General features: G+C 73.2%; 14 protein-coding genes. 6 read left to right on the top strand and 8 right to left on the bottom strand.

All coding sequences use genetic code 11. The annotated features are described in order from the left end of the window. Positions 1 to 75 precede the first annotated feature (75 nt). The 4 genes from ACIPPS_RS26945 (at position 76) to ACIPPS_RS26960 (ending at position 5338) form a co-directional block, all read left to right on the top strand. Positions 76 to 1230: a flavin-containing monooxygenase gene (locus ACIPPS_RS26945; protein WP_401436970.1), complete on the top strand. Its 1155-nt coding sequence runs from the start codon at positions 76 to 78 to the stop codon at positions 1228 to 1230. Positions 1231 to 1571: 341 nt separating this feature from the next. Further along, positions 1572 to 3803 (top strand): acetate--CoA ligase family protein, encoded by a 2232-nt coding sequence (locus tag ACIPPS_RS26950; RefSeq protein ID WP_401436973.1) that lies wholly within the window; start codon positions 1572 to 1574, stop codon positions 3801 to 3803. A gap of 74 nt (positions 3804 to 3877) precedes the next feature. After that, positions 3878 to 4636: an enoyl-CoA hydratase/isomerase family protein gene (locus ACIPPS_RS26955; RefSeq protein WP_401437710.1), complete on the top strand. Its 759-nt coding sequence runs from the start codon at positions 3878 to 3880 to the stop codon at positions 4634 to 4636. A gap of 108 nt (positions 4637 to 4744) precedes the next feature. Further along, a complete protein-coding gene (locus ACIPPS_RS26960; RefSeq protein ID WP_401437712.1) occupies positions 4745 to 5338 on the top strand; it encodes a flavin reductase family protein in 594 nt (197 codons plus the stop codon). A gap of 27 nt (positions 5339 to 5365) precedes the next feature. On the opposite strand, the gene ACIPPS_RS26965 is transcribed toward ACIPPS_RS26960, so the two are convergent. Together ACIPPS_RS26965 and ACIPPS_RS26970 are read right to left on the bottom strand one after the other, a co-directional pair. Further along, positions 5366 to 6661 (bottom strand): MFS transporter, encoded by a 1296-nt coding sequence (locus tag ACIPPS_RS26965; RefSeq protein WP_401436976.1) that lies wholly within the window; start codon positions 6659 to 6661, stop codon positions 5366 to 5368. Positions 6662 to 6789: 128 nt separating this feature from the next. Continuing rightward, on the bottom strand, positions 6790 to 8007 hold the full coding sequence (locus ACIPPS_RS26970; RefSeq protein ID WP_401437714.1) for an MFS transporter: 1218 nt from the start codon (positions 8005 to 8007) through the stop codon (positions 6790 to 6792). A gap of 149 nt (positions 8008 to 8156) precedes the next feature. Between ACIPPS_RS26970 and ACIPPS_RS26975 the strand changes: the two genes are divergently transcribed. Then, the gene (locus tag ACIPPS_RS26975) at positions 8157 to 9125 is read left to right on the top strand and encodes a GlxA family transcriptional regulator (protein ID WP_401436979.1); all 969 of its coding nucleotides are present in this window, start codon (positions 8157 to 8159) and stop codon (positions 9123 to 9125) included. 54 nt (positions 9126 to 9179) lie between these two features. On the opposite strand, the gene ACIPPS_RS26980 is transcribed toward ACIPPS_RS26975, so the two are convergent. Next, positions 9180 to 10235: a Zn-dependent alcohol dehydrogenase gene (locus ACIPPS_RS26980; protein WP_401436982.1), complete on the bottom strand. Its 1056-nt coding sequence runs from the start codon at positions 10233 to 10235 to the stop codon at positions 9180 to 9182. A 130-nt stretch (positions 10236 to 10365) separates the two neighbouring features. Beyond that, complete coding sequence (locus ACIPPS_RS26985) at positions 10366 to 11280, bottom strand: SDR family oxidoreductase (protein ID WP_401436984.1); 915 nt, start codon at positions 11278 to 11280, stop codon at positions 10366 to 10368. A gap of 102 nt (positions 11281 to 11382) precedes the next feature. On the opposite strand from ACIPPS_RS26985, the gene ACIPPS_RS26990 reads away from it, so the two are divergent. Then, positions 11383 to 12441 carry a cyclase family protein gene (locus tag ACIPPS_RS26990; RefSeq protein ID WP_401436987.1) on the top strand — a complete coding sequence of 353 codons (1059 nt, stop codon included), beginning with the start codon at positions 11383 to 11385 and terminating at the stop codon, positions 12439 to 12441. A gap of 187 nt (positions 12442 to 12628) precedes the next feature. On the opposite strand, the gene ACIPPS_RS26995 is transcribed toward ACIPPS_RS26990, so the two are convergent. The 4 genes from ACIPPS_RS26995 to ACIPPS_RS27010 form a co-directional block, all read right to left on the bottom strand. Continuing rightward, a complete protein-coding gene (locus ACIPPS_RS26995; RefSeq protein WP_401436989.1) occupies positions 12629 to 13207 on the bottom strand; it encodes an ATP-binding protein in 579 nt (192 codons plus the stop codon). A gap of 401 nt (positions 13208 to 13608) precedes the next feature. Then, positions 13609 to 14475 (bottom strand): acyl-CoA dehydrogenase family protein, encoded by an 867-nt coding sequence (locus tag ACIPPS_RS27000; protein ID WP_401436992.1) that lies wholly within the window; start codon positions 14473 to 14475, stop codon positions 13609 to 13611. 17 nt (positions 14476 to 14492) lie between these two features. Next, positions 14493 to 15626: an acyl-CoA dehydrogenase family protein gene (locus ACIPPS_RS27005; protein ID WP_401436994.1), complete on the bottom strand. Its 1134-nt coding sequence runs from the start codon at positions 15624 to 15626 to the stop codon at positions 14493 to 14495. Continuing rightward, positions 15626 to 16816, bottom strand: a complete 1191-nt coding sequence (locus tag ACIPPS_RS27010; RefSeq protein WP_401436996.1) for an amidohydrolase family protein — start codon at positions 16814 to 16816, stop codon at positions 15626 to 15628. Before ACIPPS_RS27010 ends, ACIPPS_RS27005 begins: the two co-directional genes overlap by 1 nt. Positions 16817 to 16911 lie beyond the last annotated feature (95 nt).

The raw sequence follows: 16911 nt of genomic DNA on the forward strand, positions 1-16911 counted from the left end.
TGCGTGACCGATTCGCAACCGAACCCCCTCTTGACCGAGACCCAACAAGTGAGCAGCTCGTTACGCTGAGCAGTCATGGTCAACACCCCCCATTCCAGAACCGATCACCCGGTGTACGTGATCGGGGGCGGGCCCGGCGGGCTCGCCGTCGCCGCCTCGCTGCGCGCGAAGGGCGTCCGGGCCGTCGTCCTGGAGAAGTCCGAGGCCGTGGGCGCCTCCTGGCGCTCCCACTACGACCGGCTGCGACTGCACACCACCCGCCGGCTCTCCGCGCTCCCCGGTCTCGCGATACCCCGCTCCTTCGGGCGCTGGGTCGCCCGCGCGGACGTGGTGCGGTACCTGGAGAAGTACGCCGAGGTGCACGAGCTGGAGATCGTGACCGGCGTCGAGGTGACCCGCGTCGAGCGGGCAGGAGACGACTGGCTGCTGCACGCGACGGGCGGCCGGCGGCTGACCGGGCGGGCCGTGGTCGTCGCGACCGGCTACAACCACACCCCGCGCCTGCCGGAGTGGCCGGGCCTGGAGACGTACGGCGGCGAGATCGCGCACGCGAGCGCGTACCGCGACCCGGCCCCGTACGCCGGGCGCGACGTCCTCGTCGTCGGCGCCGGGAACACGGGCGCCGAGATCGCGGTCGACCTCGTCGAGGGCGGCGCGGCGCGGGTACGGCTCGCGGTGCGCACGGTGCCGCACATCGTGCGCCGCTCGACGGCCGGGTGGCCGGCGCAGCGCACGGGCATCCTGGTGCGGCGGCTGCCGGTACGGCTCGTGGACAAGGCGGGCGGGCTGATGGCCCGGGTCGCCGTACCGGACCTCTCGGCGCACGGGCTGCCCCGCCCGGACACGGGGCTGTACTCGCGGGTGCGCGAGGGGGCGATCCCGGTGCAGGACGTGGGCCTGATCGACGCCGTGCGGGCGGGCACGGTGGAGATCGTGGGCGCGGTCGCGTCCTTCGACGGCGACAAGGTCGTCCTCGCGGACGGCTCGGCGATCGGCCCGGACGCGGTGATCGCGGCGACGGGCTACCGGCGGGGCCTGGAACCGCTCCTGGGCCACCTGGGCGTCCTGGACGAGCGCGGCCGCCCGACGACACACGGCGCGCGGACCCCGCGCGAGGCGCCGGGGCTGTACTTCACGGGGTTCACCAACCCGATCAGCGGGATGTTCCGCGAGATGGCCCGGGACGCGGAACGGATCGCGCGGGCGATCGGGAGATCGTCCGGTAGGTAGGGGGCGGGGGTTCGGGGCGGGGCCTCGGGGCGGGGGCTCGCGGCGCGGCCCGGCGCCGGGCCGGCCCTGGGGCCGGGCGGGGGGTTCGGGGCGCGGCCCGGCGCCGGGCGGCCCTGGGGCCGGGCGGGGGGCTCGGGGCGCGGCCCGGTGCCGGGCCGGCGCTGGGGCTCGGGGTCCGGGGCCCAGGGGTTCGGGCCGAAGGCGTGGCGGCGCGGAGGAGCTCCCGCCCCTCCGGGTTCGGTGAGATCGGTCGCGTCGGGGCCATTCCTGACTTGCCGTCAGTTCTGTAATCTGACTGGGCGTCAGGTAATGCACCATGGGCGGAAGGGTGGAGCGGAACGATGCTCGGATCGACTCACGGCACCTTCACCACCGATCTCCGCGCCCGCGTGGTCGCCTGCGGCGAGCACCCCGGGCCGGCCACCGCCGTCGTGCACGGCGTCACCGCCGTGGCGGGCGACACGGACGTCAGCGGGCGACCGCTGCACGCGCCCGTGCCGGACCTCGACCGGTTCTTCCGGCCCGGGTCCGTCGCCGTCGTCGGGGCCTCCGACGCCGAGGGGCGGCCGAACACCGGGATCACGCGGCAGCTGATCGCCTGGGCCGAGCGGGTCGGCGCCCGGCTCGTGCCCGTGCACCCGACCCGTACGACCGTCTTCGGCATCGACTGCGTGCCCTCCGTCGGCGCGCTCGCCGACCCCGTCGACCTCGCCGTCCTGCTCGTCGCCGATCCGCTCCCCGTGATCGAGGAACTCGCCGAGGCCAAGGTGCGGTTCGCCGTCGCCTTCGCCTCCGGGTTCGCCGAGACCGGGGACGAAGGGGCAGCCGCGCAGGAACGGCTCGCCGACGCCGTACGCCGCTCCGGTGTCCGTCTCCTCGGCCCGAACACCAACCTCAACGCCTTCGAGCGCTTCCGCGACGACCTCGACGGGCCCGCCATCGCGCTCATCACCCAGTCCGGCCACCAGGGTCGGCCCGTCCACACCCTCCAGGAGCTGGGGGTACGGCTCTCCCACTGGGCGCCGACCGGCAACGAGGCCGACCTGGAGACCGCCGACTTCATCTCGTACTTCGCGACCCGCCCCGAGGTCGGGGCCATCGCCTGTTACGTCGAGGGCCTCAAGGACGGCCGCTCCTTCCTCCTCGCCGCCGACCGCGCCGCCCGCGAGGGCGTGCCCGTCGTCGCGGTGAAGGTGGGGCGGACCGAGACCGGGGCGCGGATGGCCGCCTCGCACACGGGGAAGCTGACCGGCGCGGACCAGGTCGTGGACGCGGCCATGCGCCAGTACGGGGTGATCCGGGTCGACGGGCTCGACCAGCTCCAGGACACCTCGGCCCTGCTGGCCCGGGCGCGCAAGCCGGTCGCGGAGGGGGTCGTCGTGTACTCGATCTCCGGCGGGACCGGCGCGCACTTCTCCGACCTCGCCACGGCGGCCGGGCTGAGCCTGCCGACGCTCTCGCAGGCCAAGCAGGACGAGCTGCACGCGTGGATACCGCCGTACCTGAACGTCGCCAACCCGGTCGACAACGGCGGCCACCCGGTGGGCGACTGGCGCGGCCGGAAGATCATCGACGCGATCCTCGCCGATCCGTCCGTCGGGGTGCTGATCTGCCCGATCACGGGCCCGTTCCCGCCCATGAGCGACAGGCTCGCGCAGGATCTGGTGGAGGCCGCGGAGGCCACGGACAAGCTGGTGTGCGTGGTGTGGGGGTCGCCGGTCGGGACGGAGGCGGCCTACCGGGAGACCCTGCTGGGTTCCTCGCGCGTCGCCACCTTCCGTACGTTCTCCAACTGCATCGGGGCCGTGAAGGCCTACCTCGACCACCACCGCTTCACCACCGCCTACCGCTCCCCCTTCGACGAGGCCCCGCGCACCCCCTCGCCCTCCTTCCGCAAGGCGCAGGCGTTGATGCGGCCCGGCCGGCAGCTCAGCGAGCACGCGGCGAAGCAGCTGCTGCGGGCGTACGGGATCCGGGTGCCGCGCGAGCAGCTGGTGACGAGCGCGGCGGCGGCGGTCCGGGCGGCCGGGCTGGTCGGCTATCCGGTGGTGATGAAGGCCTCGGGCGCGCAGCTGGCGCACAAGACCGAACTGGGCCTGGTGAAGGTGGGGTTGACCTCGGCGAGCCAGGTGAGGGACGCGTACCGGGAGCTCACCGACATCGCGCGGTACGAGGGCGTGGACCTCGACGGGATCCTGGTCTGCCAGATGGTGGGCCGGGGCGTCGAGATGGTGGTGGGCGTGACCCGCGACCCGCTCTTCGGGCCGACGGTCACCGTGGGGCTCGGGGGCGTCCTGGTGGAGGTCCTGAACGACGCGGCGGTGCGCGTGCCGCCGTTCGGCGAGGGCCAGGCCAGGGACATGCTGGGCGAACTGCGCGGGCAGGCTCTGCTGAGGGGCGTACGGGGGGCTCCGCCGGCGGACGTGGACGCGCTGGTGGAGGTCGTGCTGCGGGTGCAGCGGATGGCCCTGGAGCTGGACGGCGACCTGGCCGAACTGGACATCAACCCGCTGATGGTGCTGCCTCGGGGGCAGGGCGCGGTGGCGCTCGACGCGCTCGCGGTGTGCCGATAGGAGCCCTGGTGGAAGACCTGCTGCACGAGGTCGGGAACGGCGTCTCGTGGATCACGCTCAACCGGCCCGAGGCGATGAACGCGGTCACCTGGGACCAGCGGGAGCGGATCATCGCGCTGCTCGGCGAGGCGTCCGGTGACCCGGCCGTACGGGCGGTGGTGTTGACGGCGACCGGGCGGGGCTTCTGCGCGGGGGCGGATCTGCGGGGCGGGCCGTCGTCGGGCGGGCGAAGCGAGAGGGGGGACCCCCCGGCCGGAGGCGGGGGGAGGGTGCCGGGGGACGTGGCGCGGACGATCCGGCAGGGCGCGCAGCGGTTCATCGGAGCCGTACTGGACTGCGAGAAGCCGGTGATCGCCGCGGTGAACGGGACGGCGGCCGGGATCGGGGCGCATCTGGCGTTCGCGTGCGACCTGGTGCTCGCGGCGGAACCGGCGACGTTCATCGAGGTGTTCGTACGACGGGGCCTGGTGCCGGACGGAGGCGGGGCGTATCTGTTGCCGAGGCTGATCGGGCCGCAGCGGGCGAAGGAGCTGATGTTCTTCGGCGACGCGGTGACGGCCGCCGAGGCCCGGGAGCTGGGCCTGGTGAACCGGGTGGTGCCGGCGGAGGAGCTGGAGAAGACGGCGCGGGAGTGGGCGGAGCGCCTGGCCCAGGGCCCGACGCGGGCGCTCACCCTGACCAAGCAGCTGGTGAACGCCTCGCTGGACACGGACCGTACCGCCGCCTTCACCGCGGAGGCGGCGGCACAGGAGATCAACATGACGACGCGGGACGCGAACGAGGGCGTCGCGAGCTTCGTGGAACGCCGGACACCCCGGTACGAGGGTCGCTGAGGCCCTTCGAGGTGCGGGTGGCGGTCGCGTTTCCGGTTCGGGCCGCATCCGGGGTTCCGATCTGACGAGCCGTCAGCTCTAATGGGAGATGTGATGGGACACGCTGGGATGGCGGCCACCGCCGTCCGATACCTCAGGTCCGCCGGCTCGCCGACGGCTGCCGAATCGCTTCACCGGCCCCGGCCCCGGCTGCGGGCGGTGGGCGAGGACGAGCGGCCGGCCGTCGACCCGGCCGAGTTCCGGCGCGTGCTCGGGCACTTCGCGAGCGGGGTCACCGTCGTGACGGCCCTCGACCCGGACGGGCCGACCGGCTTCGCCTGCCAGTCGTTCGCCTCGCTCTCCCTGGACCCGCCCCTGGTCGCCTTCATGGTCGCCCGCACGTCGACGACCTGGCCCCGGCTCGCCCGGGCCGGCGCGTTCTGCGTGAACGTCCTGGGCGCGGACCAGCGGGAGCTGTGCCTGGGCTTCGCGCGGAGCGGCACGGACAAGTTCGCGGGCGTCCCGTACGACCCGGCCCCGGCCACGGGCTCCCCCCGGCTGACCGGCGCCCCGGCCTGGATCGACTGCACGATCACCACCGTCCACACGGGCGGCGACCACCTGATCGTGGTGGGCCGCGTGGAGGCCCTGGGCACCCCCACCGAGGACGAGATCGAGCCCCTCCTCTTCCACCGCGGCCGCTTCGGGCGCTTCAGCGGCTAGGTGTATCGACCCGTAGGGTTGATACACCTAGGCGGCCGCGGCCAGGGCTGCCGGTTCGCGGCGGCGGATGATCAGGGCCATGAGGGCTGCCGCCGCGCAGAGGGCGCCCGAGGCGTACCAGACGACGTCGTACGAGCCGAAGACGTCGCGGGCCACGCCGCCCGCGAAGGCCACGGCGGCCGCGCCGACCTGGTGGGAGGCGAGGACCCAGCCGAAGACGATCGCGCTGTCCTCGCCGTAGTGCTCGCGGCACAGGGCGATCGTCGGCGGGACGGTGGCCACCCAGTCCAGGCCGTAGAAGACGATGAAGAAGATCATCGGTGGGTGGACCGTCGGCGCGAGCAGCATCGGCAGGAAGAGCAGGGACACCCCGCGCAGCGCGTAGTAGACCGCCAGCAGGCGGCGCGCCTCGAAGCGGTCCGTGAACCAACCCGACGCGATCGTGCCGACCACGTCGAAGACCCCGATCACCGCGAGCAGCCCGGCCGCCGCCGTGATCGGCATCCCGTGGTCGTGGGCGGCCGGTACGAAGTGGGTCCTCACCAGGCCGTTCGTCGACGCCCCGCAGATCGCGAAGGTGCCCGCCAGGAGCCAGAAGGGGCCCGTGCGGGCCGCCTTGAACAGCACCGTCACCGCGCGCCGCGCCGCGCCCGTGACCGGGGCCGGCTTCGGGACGAACTCACCGCCGTACGGGGCGAGGTCCACGTCCGCCGGGTGGTCCCGCAGCAGCAGCCACACGAAGGGGACGACCGCGAGCGCCGCGAGCGCGACGGTCACCGCCGCCGGGCGCCAGCCCTCGTTCTCGACCAGCCAGGAGAGCAGCGGCAGGAAGACCAGCTGGCCCGACGCGCCCGCCGCCGTCAGGATGCCGGTCACCAGCCCGCGCCGGGCCACGAACCACCGGTTCGTCACCGTCGCCGCGAACGCCAGCGCCATCGAGCCGCTGCCGAGACCGACGAGGACGCCCCAGTACAGGACGAGTTGCCACGGCTGCGTCATCCACACCGTCAGCACCGAGCCGAGCGCGATCACGCTCAGCGCGACCGCGACGACCTTACGGATGCCGAACCGGTCCATCAGCGCGGCGGCGAACGGCGCCGTCAGTCCGTACAGCGCGAGGTTCACCGACACCGCGAAGCCGATCGAGCCGCGCGACCAGTCGAACTCACCGTGCAGTGGCTCGATCAGCAGCGTCGGCAGCGAGGCGAAGGCAGCCGCCCCGATGATCGTCACGAAGGTGACGACGGCGACGGACCATGCGCGGTGGACGCGGGGCGTGCGGGGAGAGAGGGGCGGCGCCTGCCTCTCGGTTGTCTGGGTCACGTCACACAGCTTGCTGGCCCGGCGCCCTCCCCACCATTGGCCCGAATGACAGCTTTCGCAAGGATCGGGACACGCTCCTGACAGGCGCCCTTCCGCGACCCCGCTCAGGCGCCCTTCCGCGTCCCCGCTCACGCCCGCGGCAGTCCCCTGATCGGCCGGACCGCGAGCAGCGCCCCGACCACGAGGACCGCGATGACGGCACCCGCCAGCAGCACCTCCTCCGTGCCGACCGCCTCCGCCACCGGGCCCGCGAGCGCCCGGCCCGCCGCCATCATCAGGAGCGAGCCGGCCACTTCGTAGGCGTGCATCCGGTTCAGCGCGTCCTGCGGCACGTGCGTCTGGACCGAGGTCGACCACATGACCAACCAGAACGCGAAGGCCGCGCCGCCCAGGAACTGCCCGAGCCCGAGCAGCGCCACGGGCGCGCCGACGCCCAGCAGGACGAGGTTCACCGGCAGCCCGAGGAGGGCGACCGCGCCCGCCGCGAGCGGGCGGCGGGGCCGCAGCCGCAGGGCGAGCAGCCCGCCGGCCGCGTTGCCCGCGCCCGCGACGGCCATCAGCCAGCCGTACGTGGCCGAGCCGTGGTCGCCGGTCACCAGGGTCGCGGTCAGCGGCACCATCGGCCCGGCGACCGTGAGTCCGTACACCGTCCAGATCGCGATCACGCCCCACAGCCAGCTCCGCGCCGTGAACTCCCGCCAGCCGACGACCATCTCGGCGCGCAGCGAGCCGCGCCGGACCGAGTCGGCGGGCCGGGCGGGCAGCCGCATCAGGGTGAGGCAGAGCGCGCTGACGGCGAAGGTCGCGCCGTTGAGCCCGTAGACGGCGCCCGCGCCACCGGTGAGCGCGACGAGGACGCCCGCGACGGCCGGTCCCGCCATCGTCATCAGCGACTCGACGACGCGCAGGACCGCGTTGGCGCGCTGCACGTCGGGGGCGATGCGCGGGATCGTGGACGCGACGCCCGGCTGGAAGAGCGCGGCGCCGATGCCGCTGAGGGCGCTGAGGGCGTACACCGCCCAGAGGGGCGGGCTGCCGACGGCGAAGGCGACGGCGAGCACGGCCGCGCCGGGCAGCCGGATCAGATCGGCGAGGACCATCATCCGGCGGGCCGTGAACCGGTCCGCGAGGACCCCGCCGACGATGACGAAGAGGGCGAAGGGCCCGATCCAGGCGCCGAGTGCGTAGCCGACGGAGGAGCCCGGGTACCCGGCGCCGAGCAGGCCGGCCGCGAGGGCGACGGGCACCATGCCCTCGCCGAAGACGGCGGCCGCCCGGGCCACGAAGAAGAGCCGGAAGTCGCGGTTCCAGAGGGCGGGGGCCTCGACCGGCAGCGTGCCGGGAATGAGGTCCCGGCCCGGGGACTTGTAGGAGGGGTACTGCGCCTGCGTGGTCGTCGGTCTGTCCCTGCGGCCGCCGGCCGGGCTGTCCGTCTGCTTGTCCGTCACGGATCCGACTTCTAGCAGAAGTGGTCTGGACCACCAAGGGGTTTTACGTGCCGCACCGCGTCGCCGTCCTGGCCCTGCCCGGCCTCCTCCCCTTCGAGCTGGGCATTCCCCACCGGATCTTCGGCCGCGCCAAGGCCGCCGACGGACGGCCGCTGTACGAGATCGTGACCTGCGCCCCGGTCGCGGGGCCGGTCAGGACGGACGCCGACTTCGCGATCCAGGTGGAGCACGGCCCGGAGGCACTCGCCACGGCGGACACGGTCGTGGTGCCGGCCTCGTACGAACTGGGCCCGGTGCACGACGAGGGCCGGCTGACGGACGAGCTCGCGGCGGCGCTCGCGCGCATCCGGCCCGGCACGCGGCTCGTCTCCATCTGCACCGGCTCGTACGTGCTGGCCGCCGCCGGCCACCTCGACGGGCGTCGCGCCACCACGCACTGGGCCTCGGCCGCGCACTTCCAGCGGATCTTCCCGAAGGTGCGCGTCGACGCGGACGTCCTCTTCGTCGACGACGGGGACGTGCTGACCTCGGCGGGCGTCGCGGCCGGGATCGATCTGTGTCTGCACATCGTGCGCCGGGACCACGGCAGCGCCGTCGCCAACGACGTGGCCCGCATGACCGTCGTACCGCCGCATCGGGACGGCGGGCAGGCCCAGTACATCGAGCGGCCGGTGCCGGAGGCGGGGACGGCGGGGACGACGACGGCGCGGGCCTGGGCGCTGGCGCATCTGCACGAGCCGATCCAGCTGCGGGACCTCGCGGTACGGGAGGCCATGAGCGTACGGACGTTCACCCGCCGCTTCCGGGACGAGGTCGGCGTCAGCCCCGGCCAGTGGCTGACCCAGCAGCGGGTCGAACGGGCCCGCCACCTCCTGGAGTCCACGGACCTGCCGGTCGACCAGGTTGCTCGCGACGCGGGCTTCGGCACGCCTCAGTCGCTGCGGTCGCACCTCCAGTCGGCGATCGGCGTGACACCGACGACGTACCGGCGGACGTTCCGCGCGGCGGCGGGCTAGAAGCCGGCGGCTGGACCCAGGCGCGCGAGCCCGGCGTGGTCCACAGGACGCCCCCTAGAACGTCAGCACGCCCCGCGCGACCTTGCCCTGCTCGGCGTCCCGCGTCGCCCGGGCGAACTCCTCCACGGGGTACGTGGCGGTGACGAGTTCGTCGAGCAGGAGGCGGCCCTCGCGGTAGAGGTCGGCGTAGAGGGCGATGTCCTTCTGCGGGCGGGAGGAGCCGTAGCGGCAGCCGAGGATGGACTTGTCGAGGAACATCGCGGCGGGCGGGAAGCTCGCCTCGGCGGTGGGTGCGGTCATGCCGAGGAGGATCGCCTGCCCGTGCCGGTCGAGGAGGTCGACCGCCTGCCGGACGAGGCCCACGTGCCCGACGCACTCGAAGACGTGGTCCGCGCCGGTGGGGAGGATGTCCCGGACGGCCGCCGTGGAGTCGAGGAAGTGCGTGGCGCCGAAACGGCGGGCGGTCTCCTCCTTGGCGGGGTTGGTGTCGACGGCCACGATCGTGAGCGCGCCGGCGATCCGGGCGCCCTGGAGGACGTTGAGTCCGACGCCACCGGTGCCGATCACGACGACGGTCTCGCCGCGGTCGACCCCGGCCCGGTTGAGGACGGCGCCGACGCCGGTGAGGACGCCGCAGCCCATGAGGGCGGCGGAGGTGAGCGGGATGTCCGAGGGGATCTTCACGGCCTGGACGGCCTTGACGACGGTCTTCTCGGCGAAGGAGGAGTTGGCGGCGAACTGGTAGAGCGGCTCGCCCGTGCCGGTACGGGAGAACGGCCGCTTGGGCATGCCGATGGCCTTACGGCACATGGTGGGGCGGCCGCGGTCGCAGTCGGCGCAGGCGCCGCAGTTGGCGAGCGTGGAGAGGGCCACGTGGTCGCCGGGGACGACATGGGTGACGCCGGGCCCGACGGCCTCGACGACCCCGGCGCCCTCGTGTCCGAGGACGACGGGGGCGGGGAAGGGGATCGTGCCGTCGATGACGGCGAGATCGCTGTGGCAGAGCCCAGCGGCGGCGACGCGCACGAGCACGTCACCGGGGCCGGGTTCGCGGACCTCCAGGTCGTGCACGACCTGGACCTGCTTGCCGTCGTAGACGACACCTCTCATGACGTACGCCTCCCCTGTCACGGGACCGGGGAACCTCCCCGCCCCCTTTCCGAACCTCTGCCGGTGCGGGCCCCGAACCCCCGCCGGTGCGGACCCCGAGCCCCTTGCCCCGCCTCGTGAGCGTGCCGTCCTACCCGTTCGGGCGGGAGCCCTGCGCCGCCGCCCTCGCCATCTCCTCCAGCAGCGCCAGCATCGGCATCGGGTCCACCCCGACCGTCCCCGGCAGGAAGTCCGCGATCCGTTCCGGCGTCCACGCGCCCGACTCCGCGTAGCCCGCCCGCAGCTCCCTCGGCTGGGCCCAGACCGCGATCTTCGGACCCGCGATCGTGTAGACCTGGCCCGTGATGCGTTCCTCCCGCGCGCGGTCCGACAGCAGGTAGACGACCAGCGCCGCCACGTCCTCGGGCTCCCCGATCTCCTTCAGCTCCATCGGGACGTTGGCCGACATCCGCGTCCGCGCGACCGGCGCCACCGCGTTCGCCGTCACGCCGTACTTGTGCAGCCCCAGCGCCGCCGACCGCACCAGCGAGATGATCCCGCCCTTCGCCGCCGAGTAGTTCGCCTGCGCCACGGACCCCTGGTGGTTGCCGCTCGTGAAGCCGATCAGCGTCCCGCCGCCCTGCTTGCGCATCACCGCCGACGCCGCCCGGAAGACCGTGAACGTCCCCTTCAGGTGCGTCGCGACGACCGGGTCCCACTCCTCCTCGGACATGTTGAAGAGCATCCGTTCGCGCAGGATCCCCGCCACGCACACGACCCCGTCGATCCGCCCGTACTCCGCCAGCGCGACGTCGACGATCCGCTGCCCGCCCGCCATCGTCGAGATGTCGTCGGCGACCGCGACCGCCGAACCCCCCGCCGCCTCGATCTCCTTCACCACCGCCAGCGCGACCTCGGACGTCGGCTCGCCGCCCTCGATGGAGACTCCGTAGTCGTTGACGACGACCTTGGCCCCCTCCGCCGCGCAGGCGAGGGCCACCGCGCGCCCGATGCCGCGCCCCGCCCCCGTCACCGCCACGACCTTGCCTGCCAAGAAGTTCCCCACGCCCGGCCCCTTCCCGCATTTTCTGACGGTCCGTTAGATTCGTTCGTCAGCTGGATTCTACGACCCGTCAGATACCGGAGAACAAGACCCGCGGAGCCCCCGATGTCAGATACCGCCTCAGACCATGCCTCGGACCACGCGTCCACCCCCGAACGCCTCCCCGCGTCCGAGCCCGCCTCCGACCCCGCGTCCGACCCCGCGTCCGACCCCGTGCCCGACTCCGCCTCCCGGCCCCCGCAACTCCCCGCCGAGTTCCACGACATCGCCAAGCGCGTCAACAACTGGGGCCGCTGGGGCCGGGACGACGAGATCGGGACGCTCAACCTGATCACCGACGACGCCGTACGCGAGGCCGTCGCCACCGTCCGCTCCGGCCACCGCGTCCCCCTCGCGCTCGACCTCCGGCAGGACGGCGTGCAGACCGGGATGATCCCCGGCCGGGTCAACCCGCTCCACGTCATGGTCCAGATCAACCAGGAGCTCTTCGGCCCGGGTACGGTCGCCACCAGCGACGACGCCGTGACCTTCGGCCTCCAGGCCGGCACCCACTGGGACGCCCTCACCCACGTCTCGCACTCCGGCAAGATCTACAACGGCCGCCCCGCCGCCACGATCACCCCGCACGGCCGCTCCGCGTACAGCGGCATCCACACCGCCCGCCACATCGCCGGCCGGGGCGTCCTCCTCGACGTCGCCGCCGCCAAGGGCCTCGACCGGCTGCCCGGCGACCACGCCGTCACCCCCGAAGACCTCGACGAGGCGGCCGAATTCGGCCGGGTCACCGTCCGGGCCGGCGACATCGTCCTCGTACGGACCGGCCAGGTCCGGCAGTACCTGGCCGGCGACAGGCACGGCTACGCGTTCCCCTCCCCCGGCCTCTCCATCCGTACGCCCGAGTGGTTCCACGCCCATGACGTCGCCGCCGTCGCCAACGACACGCTCACCTTCGAGATCTTCCCGCCCGAGATCGAGAACCTCTGGCTACCCGTGCACGCCCTCGACCTGGTCGAGATGGGCATGCTCCAAGGGCAGAACTGGAATCTGGAAAGTCTGTCCACAGCCTGTGCACAACGCGAGCAGTACGCGTTCCTGCTCTCCGCGATGCCCGAGCCCTTCGTCGGCGGCACGGGCACACCGGTGGCGCCGGTGGCGATTCTCTGAAACGACGCCGACTCACGGCCCTACGGCGGGTGGCGGCGCGCTCGCGCGCGCCCCGAGCACGGCACGACCGCCACCGCCACCCGGCCACGACCCGCACTCGTCGAGGGCAGCGCGACGTCCGCGCACGCCCTCGTCGTCCCCTCGCGACGAATCGCTCACCCCAGGGTGAACAAATCCCCACGAACCGTCAACAGTGCACCGATGTACCGGAGCTCGCCGCCGAAGCCCCCGAAGCCGCCGAAGCCGCCGCGCCCACCGAGCCCGCGGAGCCTGCGGAGCCCACCGAGCCCGCGGAGCCGGCGACCGAGCCGACCGTGGAGGTCAGCGCCGCCGGGCCCGCCGCCGGCGCCGGAGGCGTCATCGGCGCCCCCCGGTCGACCTCGCACCAGATGCTCTTGCCCGCACCCTCGCGCTGCCATCCCCACCGGTCCGCCAGGCCGTCCACCAGCTCGAGCCCGCGCCCGTTGGTGTCGTCGCCGTGCGCGTGCCGGGGCCGCGGCGGCCGGTCGCTGGAGTCGGCGACCTCCACCCGTACCGTCCCGGCCTCCGGACAGCCCGCGCCGAACAGCATGCGCAGCACGGCCGGACAGCCCGTGTGCACCACCGCGTTGGTCACGAGCTCGGAGATGAGCAGCACCAGCGTCTCGGCCAGCGGCTCGTCATCGCCTATGCCCGATCCGGCGAGCCTCGAACGCGCCCATCGCCGGGCCCGCCCCACCTCCGCCGGGTCCGGCCCGACCTCCAACTGAACCTGAAGCACCTGCACCGCTCACACCATCCGAACCGGCGGACACATCGCCTCGCGCCTCACAGCCATCGACGTCCTCACGGACCGTGATTCCCTTGTGAGACAGCATGGTTGACGTACAGTCACCGCAACAAGCGCTTCGGGCATATTCCAGCGCGAAGGAGTACGCATGGTCCATACTGTGCGACGCACGCTGCGGGGAGTCGAACAGGAGGCCGTCCAGCGCCTCCACGGGGTATCAGCGGCGGGCACCGTCCGATCCGGGGTCACCGCTTCGGCGACACCGGGACGGTCCGGGCTCACAACCACTCGCATCCCACGGAGGGTACCGGAGCGGGACCCCGACTCCGGGCCGTGACGGCCCGCCCGAAGGACACAACCCGATATCGACGCTGCGTGAGCGCCCGCGCACCGGGCGGCTACAGCGCGGCCGCCTCGGCCTCCTCCGCGCGCGCCTTCGCCGGTCCGCGCTCGGCCCGCACCCAGGCCCGTTTGAGGTGAAGGTGCACGTCGGCCTCCCAGGTGAACCCCATGCCGCCGTGCACCTGGAGACAGTCCCGCGCGCACGCCACCGCGGCCTCGTCGGCGAGCAGCTTGGCCCCGGCGATCTCGACGGGGTCCCCGGTGACGGCGGCACCGTACACGGCCGCCCGGGCGACCTCCGTCCGTACGAGCATCTCCGCGCACAGGTGCTTGACCGCCTGGAACGCGCCGATCGCCTGCCCGAACTGCTCCCGGGTACGGGCGTACGAGACCGCCGCCTCGGTCGTCCGCCCCGCGCTCCCGAGCTGCTCGGCAGCGGTCAGGAGGGCGGCGACGGAGCCCGTCCCGCCGGCTCCGCCGCGCCCCGGCAGCCGGTGCACGGGGGTCAGGGGGTCCACCGACCGCACGGGCACGGCGCCGGTCGCGTCCCCCAGGACCACGTCCGCCGCGTCCAGCCACTCGACCAACGCCCCGTCGACGGCCGTCACCACCGCCTCCCCCTCCGCGGCCCCCTCCACCGCGCCCGCCGCCAGATGCGTGGCGATCAAGGGCCCCGGCAGCAACACCCGCCCCGCCTCCTCGAAGACGAGCACCGCCTCGGGCAGTCCGAGCCCCACGCCGCCCTCGGCCTCCGGCAGCCGGAGCGCGAAGAACCCGGCGGCCCCCAGCTCCCGCCACAGCCCCCGGTCGAGCCCGGCGCCCTCGACCGCCGCCCGCAGCGCCTCCCGTCCGAAGCGCCCCTCCAGCAGCTCCCGTACGCCCGTCCTCAGCGCCTTCTGGTCGTCCGTCAGCCGGAAGTCCACGAGTTCACCACCACCCCTCACCGCCCCTTCGGCAGGCCGAGAATGCGCTCGGCGACGATGTCGCGCTGGATCTGGCTGGTCCCCGCCGCGATCGTGTACGACAGCGAGGAGAGCCGGTCCACGGTCCAGTCCCGGTCCAGGTCCAGCGCGTCCGGCCCCAGCACGTCCGCCGCCGTGTCGTAGAGCTCCTGGCGCGCGTGCGAGTAGCGGAGCTTGAAGACCGAGCCCCCGATCCCGGGCACCCCGCCGGTCGCCTCCGCCTCGCTGACGTTCCACTGGGTCAGCCGCCACAGCGCGCGGAACTCCGCGCTCAGCCGTCCCAGGCGCCGCCGCACACCCGTGTCGTCCCAGGTGCCGTTCTTCCGGGCCGCTCCCGCGAGTTCGCCCAGCACGCGCCGGCAGGCGACGACCTCGCCCACGAACGCCGTACCGCGCTCGAAGGACAGGGTCACCATCGTCACGCGCCAGCCGTCGTTCTCGTCCCCCACCCGGTTGCCGACCGGCACCCGGACCTCGTCGAGGAACATCTCGGCGAACTCCGTCGACCCGGCGAGCGTCCGCAGCGGCCGTACGGTGATCCCGGGCGTGTCCATGGACATCGCGAGCCAGGTGATCCCCCGGTGCTTGGGTCCGCCGGCGTCCGTCCGCACCAGCAGCTCGCACCAGTCGGCGACCTCCGCGTGCGAGGTCCAGATCTTCGAGCCGGAGACGACGTAGGCGTCCCCGTCCCGTACCGCCCGCGTCCGCAGCGAGGCCAGGTCGGAGCCCGCGTCCGGCTCGCTGAAACCCTGGCACCACACCTCGTCGCCGCGCAGCACCGGCCCCAGCCAGCGCTCCCGTTGCTCGGCCGTCCCCTCGGCGGCGATCGTCGGCCCCGCGTGCAGCAGCCCGACGAAGTTGGCGCCGACGTACGGCGCGCCGGCGCGCTCGGTCTCCTCCAGGAAGATCAGCCGCTGGGTCGGCGGGGCGTCCCAGTGCACGTCCGCGTACCCGGCGTCGTGCAGCCGCCGCTGCCAGCCGCAGTCGTAAGCGCGCCGCCCGGGCCAGTCCAGCGGATCGGGCTTCGGCGGCAGCGTCGGCAGGACGCCGGCGAGCCACTCCCGCAGCCGCGCCCGGTACGCCTCCTCCGCCGCGCCGTCCGCGAGGTCCATCAGACGATTCCGAGGTCCAGCATGCGGATGGCGTTGCCGCGCATCAGCTTGTAGACCGTCTCGTCGTCGAGTCCCCGGACGTGGTCGAGGGCGACCTCCTTGGTGTGCGGGAAGGTCGAGTCGACGTGCGGGTAGTCGGTCTCGAAGGTGGCGTTGTCGCGGCCGACGACGTCCAGCGAGGCGATGCCGTGCTTGTCGCGGAAGAAGCAGCAGAACATCTGCCGGTAGTAGTACGTCGACGGCGGTTCGGGGATCAGGTCGCGCACTCCGCCCCAGGCGCGGTGCTCCTCCCACACGTCGTCGGCGCGTTCGAGGGCGTACGGGATCCAGCCCATCTGGCCCTCGCTGTAGGCGAGCTTCAGCCGGGGGAACTTCACCAGGACCCCGGAGAAGAGGAAGTCCATCATCGAGGCCATCGCGTTGTTGAAGCTGAGCGACGCCTGCACGGCGGGCGGGGCGTCCGGGGAGGCGGCGGGCATCTGGCTGCTGGAGCCGATGTGCATGTTGACGACCGTTCCGGTCTCCTGGCAGACCGCGAAGAACGGGTCCCAGTAGCCGGAGTGGATCGAGGGGAGCCCGAGGTAGGTCGGGATCTCGGAGAAGGTGACGGCCTTGACGCCTCTCGCGGCGTTCCGGCGGATCTCGGCGACCGCCAGGTCGATGTCCCAGAGCGGGATGACGCAGAGCGGGATGAGCCGGCCGCCGCTGTCGCCGCACCACTCCTCGACCATCCAGTCGTTGTAGGCGCGGACGCAGGCGAGGGCGACCTCCTTGTCCTTGGCCTCGGCGAAGGTCTGGCCGCAGAAGCGGGGGAAGGTCGGGAAGCAGAGGCTCGCCTCGACGTGGTTGAGGTCCATGTCCTTGAGCCGGGCGACCGGGTCCCAGCAGCCGCGCCGCATCTCCTCGCGGGTGATGCCCTCCAGGGTCATGTCGTCCCGTTCGAAGCCGACGGCGGCGATGTTGCGCTTGTACGGGAACTTCAGGTCCTCGTAGATCCACCAGTCGGTCGGCGGCCCGTCGGGGTCCATCGTGATCTGGTACTTGCCGCCGACGTACGCCAGCTCGCCGATCCCGGCGGTCAGCGGCTGGGGTCCGCGGTCGCGGTACTTGACCGGCAGCCAGGTGTCGAAGAGGTGGGCCGGTTCGATCACGTGGTCGTCGACGCTGATGATCCGTGGAAGTTCCGTCATGAGACTGAGACCCTCTCCCATTTCTGATGGCCCGTCAGATACCGATCGCTCTCAGGCTAGCCCCGCACCCCTGGACCGACAAGGAGCGGACCTCT

Origin of the sequence: Streptomyces sp. NPDC090127 (assembly GCF_044746945.1) — a bacterium.
Classification (GTDB): Bacteria; Actinomycetota; Actinomycetes; order Streptomycetales; family Streptomycetaceae; genus Streptomyces.

Bases quoted from the DNA above. Each gene is read 5' to 3' on its own strand.
- ACIPPS_RS26990 (WP_401436987.1), top strand. From the start codon at position 11,383: ATGTCAGATACCGCCTCAGACCATGCCTCGGACCACGCGTCCACCCCC.
- ACIPPS_RS26960 (WP_401437712.1), top strand. From the start codon at position 4,745: ATGGCGGCCACCGCCGTCCGATACCTCAGGTCCGCCGGCTCGCCGACG.
- ACIPPS_RS26955 (WP_401437710.1), top strand. From the start codon at position 3,878: ATGAACGCGGTCACCTGGGACCAGCGGGAGCGGATCATCGCGCTGCTC.
- ACIPPS_RS26980 (WP_401436982.1), bottom strand. From the start codon at position 10,235: ATGAGAGGTGTCGTCTACGACGGCAAGCAGGTCCAGGTCGTGCACGAC.
- ACIPPS_RS27005 (WP_401436994.1), bottom strand. From the start codon at position 15,626: ATGGACCTCGCGGACGGCGCGGCGGAGGAGGCGTACCGGGCGCGGCTG.
- ACIPPS_RS27010 (WP_401436996.1), bottom strand. From the start codon at position 16,816: ATGACGGAACTTCCACGGATCATCAGCGTCGACGACCACGTGATCGAA.
- ACIPPS_RS26950 (WP_401436973.1), top strand. From the start codon at position 1,572: ATGCTCGGATCGACTCACGGCACCTTCACCACCGATCTCCGCGCCCGC.
- ACIPPS_RS26945 (WP_401436970.1), top strand. From the start codon at position 76: ATGGTCAACACCCCCCATTCCAGAACCGATCACCCGGTGTACGTGATC.